This is a genomic window from Mesorhizobium sp. M5C.F.Ca.IN.020.32.2.1, from assembly GCF_004023105.1.
Classification (GTDB): domain Bacteria; phylum Pseudomonadota; class Alphaproteobacteria; order Rhizobiales; family Rhizobiaceae; genus Mesorhizobium; species Mesorhizobium wenxiniae.
The window spans coordinates 1-2,749 of record NZ_RZSX01000834.1 but is presented as its reverse complement, the minus strand read 5'-3'; the positions used below and the strand labels follow the sequence as shown (position 1 = coordinate 2,749).

General features: G+C 64.1%; 3 protein-coding genes and 2 pseudogenes. 4 read left to right on the top strand and 1 reads right to left on the bottom strand.

Features of this window, described 5'->3' with window-relative positions:
• The 4 genes and pseudogenes from EOA86_RS29580 to EOA86_RS29565 form a co-directional block, all read left to right on the top strand.
• Positions 1-223: pseudogene (locus tag EOA86_RS29580) on the top strand (TonB-dependent receptor); the annotation flags it as partial.
• A 5-nt stretch (positions 224-228) separates the two neighbouring features.
• Positions 229-672 (top strand): hypothetical protein, encoded by a 444-nt coding sequence (locus EOA86_RS29575; protein ID WP_127211993.1) that lies wholly within the window; start codon positions 229-231, stop codon positions 670-672.
• A 279-nt stretch (positions 673-951) separates the two neighbouring features.
• On the top strand, positions 952-1,788 hold the full coding sequence (locus tag EOA86_RS29570; RefSeq protein ID WP_245497415.1) for an energy transducer TonB: 837 nt from the start codon (positions 952-954) through the stop codon (positions 1,786-1,788).
• Positions 1,789-1,857: 69 nt separating this feature from the next.
• Complete coding sequence (locus EOA86_RS29565; RefSeq protein ID WP_128344887.1) at positions 1,858-2,172, top strand: antibiotic biosynthesis monooxygenase; 315 nt, start codon at positions 1,858-1,860, stop codon at positions 2,170-2,172.
• Positions 2,173-2,205: 33 nt separating this feature from the next.
• Here EOA86_RS29565 and EOA86_RS29560 read toward each other — a convergent pair.
• A pseudogene (locus EOA86_RS29560) lies at positions 2,206-2,749 on the bottom strand (bifunctional proline dehydrogenase/L-glutamate gamma-semialdehyde dehydrogenase); the annotation flags it as partial.

Below are 2,749 nucleotides of genomic sequence, written 5' to 3'. Positions count from 1 at the left end.
GCAGTACAATGGCAAGCCGAAGGGCAACCCAGTGGCCAAGGACTACACGCTGGTCAATGCCTTCGCCAGCTACCAGGCGACCGACAATTTCAAGGTTGACTTCCGCGCCGACAATTTGTTCGACGTGAAATACACCAACCCGTTGAACGCATCGGCCACGAGTGTAATTTACGAGCCCGGCGTCACGCTCAAGCTGGCGGCGACAATGCGATTTGGAGGCTGACGACAATGATAAGCTTGACGGCATCGCTTCGCCTGCTGACCTCGGTGCTGGCGATGCCGCTTGTGATGGGTCCGGCGTGGGCGCAAGAGTCCGCGCCGGTCCCTGCTCTCACGCTTGAGCTCAATGGCGCGCAGGCTTCCGAAAAGGGCTGCCGTTTGACGTTCGTGGTCAACAACACTCTCGGCGCCGACCTCTCGAAAGCAGCGTTCGAGATCGCGCTGTTCAACGAGGCCGGCGTCGTCGACCGGCTGACCGTGCTCGACTTCAAGGACCTGCCGGCGGGCAAGACCAAGGTGACGCGTTTCGATCTTGCCGGCGCCGATTGCGCCAAGGTCAGCCGTGTGCTGATCAACAGCGCGACCGAGTGTGCGGGCACCGGCATCGAGCCGGGCGCTTGCATGCGTGGACTGAAGACCGAAACTAAGACCGGTATCGCTTTCGGGGTCTGAGAAGACAGTGGGACTGGAGCCCGCCCTCGCGCGAAACCCGTCGCATGGTCTCTGGCCGGCTCCGTTCTGTGGCCGCTAGATGCCAACGATCTTGATTTGACAAGTCCGCGCCGGTTGCGGCAGGTCTCGCCGCGAGCCATGCAGAACATCAGTCCCCTCCCCGACGCCGATGGCGAACTGGCAATTGCGCCGACCGGACCGCTTGCGCCGGCCCGACCGTCAGCCATGAGCCGCAAATGGACGGCGGCGATCGTCGCCTCCTGCCTGTTTCATGCCGCGGTGGCGGCCGCTTTTCTCATCGCACCTGCCGGCACGTTTAATGCCGGGGACGCAATCGAGATGGAAGGCGCCGATCAAACCGGCGACAACGTGGTCGGCAGCGCCTTGAATGGTAAGGTGCCGGGCGCGATGAACGTCACCCTGGTGCCCGACCCGCAGCCGGCCAAACCTGAGGTCAAGCCCGAGCCGCCTGCCGACCAGCCCACCGGGGACCGGCCGATCAGGGAAATGGCCGCGCAACCCCTCGCGCCCTTGTCGCAGATTGTCGAGCAATCCACTGCCGCGCCAGACATGATGGCCGACACCCCGCGCCTGGACGAGCAGAGCGTGGCTCCGAAGATCGAAACGCCGGCAGAGCCGGCTGCTCCGGCCGAAAGCACCGAGGCGCCCCCTGTCGATGTCGGACAGCCGCCGATCCCGACGCCAAGGCCGAGCCCGACACCAGGTCTTGGCGGAGCCGACGAAACGAACGAGGCCCGCGGCGCGACGGATGGCGAGGAACGCGCCGCGGTGGCTTCCAGCAAGGGCAAGGAGCAGGCAGCGGCAGGAAATGCGATGGAATCCCGCTACAGCGGTGAAGTTCAGAAGAAGCTTGCCCGCGCCAACCGTCGTGTTTCGAAAGCGATACAGGCGAGCGCTCGCAACAATGCCAGGGTCGTTTTCGTTGTCATGGCCGACGGCAGCATCAGCGATATACAGCTTGCCGAAAGCTCAGGTTCTGCGGAACTTGATCAATTCGCTTTGACGCTAGTGCGCAAGCAAGCACCGTTCCCTCCCATTCCAACCGAAACTGGCAAGTCAAGTTGGGTATTTAAAGCGCGGATCGGTCCATTTTAACAGCCTGCGCCTCAGCGCTTCAGGCAATCCAACAAGCATCATAATCCGCAATCCCGAAAGGAACCACCAATGTACATCGCCATGAACCGCTTCAAGATACAAAACGGCTCTGAGGACGCTTTTGAGGACGTCTGGAAAAACCGTGATTCGAGCCTTTCGGAGATGAAAGGTTTCAAGGAATTTCATCTGCTGCGCGGTCCGGTCAACGAGGCCGAAGGCTACACGCTGTTCGCCTCGCACACCGTGTGGGCGAGCCATGATGATTTCGTCGCCTGGACCAAATCCGAGAATTTCCGCGCGGCGCACCGCAACGCCGGCTCCAGCAAGGTTCACCATCTCGGTCATCCGCAGTTCGAGGGCTTTTCGGTCGTCGAGGGCGCGTGAGGTGGCCTCGCCTAACAGATAGAAGCAGCCGCCTTAAGCCGCGGCCAGCAGGCTGGCATTGCCACCAGCAGCCGTAGTGTCGACGCAGACGGCGCGCTCGTGCGCATAGGCCGCCGGGTTGAGCACTTCGCTGACCAGCGGCACGATCGGGCCGGCGCGGTCGGCGATCACCTTGCGCACGATGCGCGCGGCCTCCGGCGTGCCGGAAAAGGCGACGAGGTCGACACGCAGCGCGCGTGCTTCGACCGGGTCGGGCCGGCCGTCGATGGCCGCCAGCGGCAGGCCCTTGCCGGTCAGTGACAACAGGGCCGCCGGCGCATCGGGCGCGACGGCCAGCACCGCATTGCCGGCCGCCAGCGCCTGGATGGTCTGGGCAAGCAGCGTGTCGGCATCCGGTCCGAGGCAGAGCACGCGGCCGCGCGGCGACAGCGACAGCGTGTTGGCCTCGCCGGTCGGGCCGGGCAAATCGACCTGGCCGAAATCGATGCCGGCGGCGGCACCGATGGCCGCCGCACCTTTGCCGCGCAAAAGTTTCCTCAGCACCGCACTGCGGTCCGTCCGCGTCGACCAGCCGCCC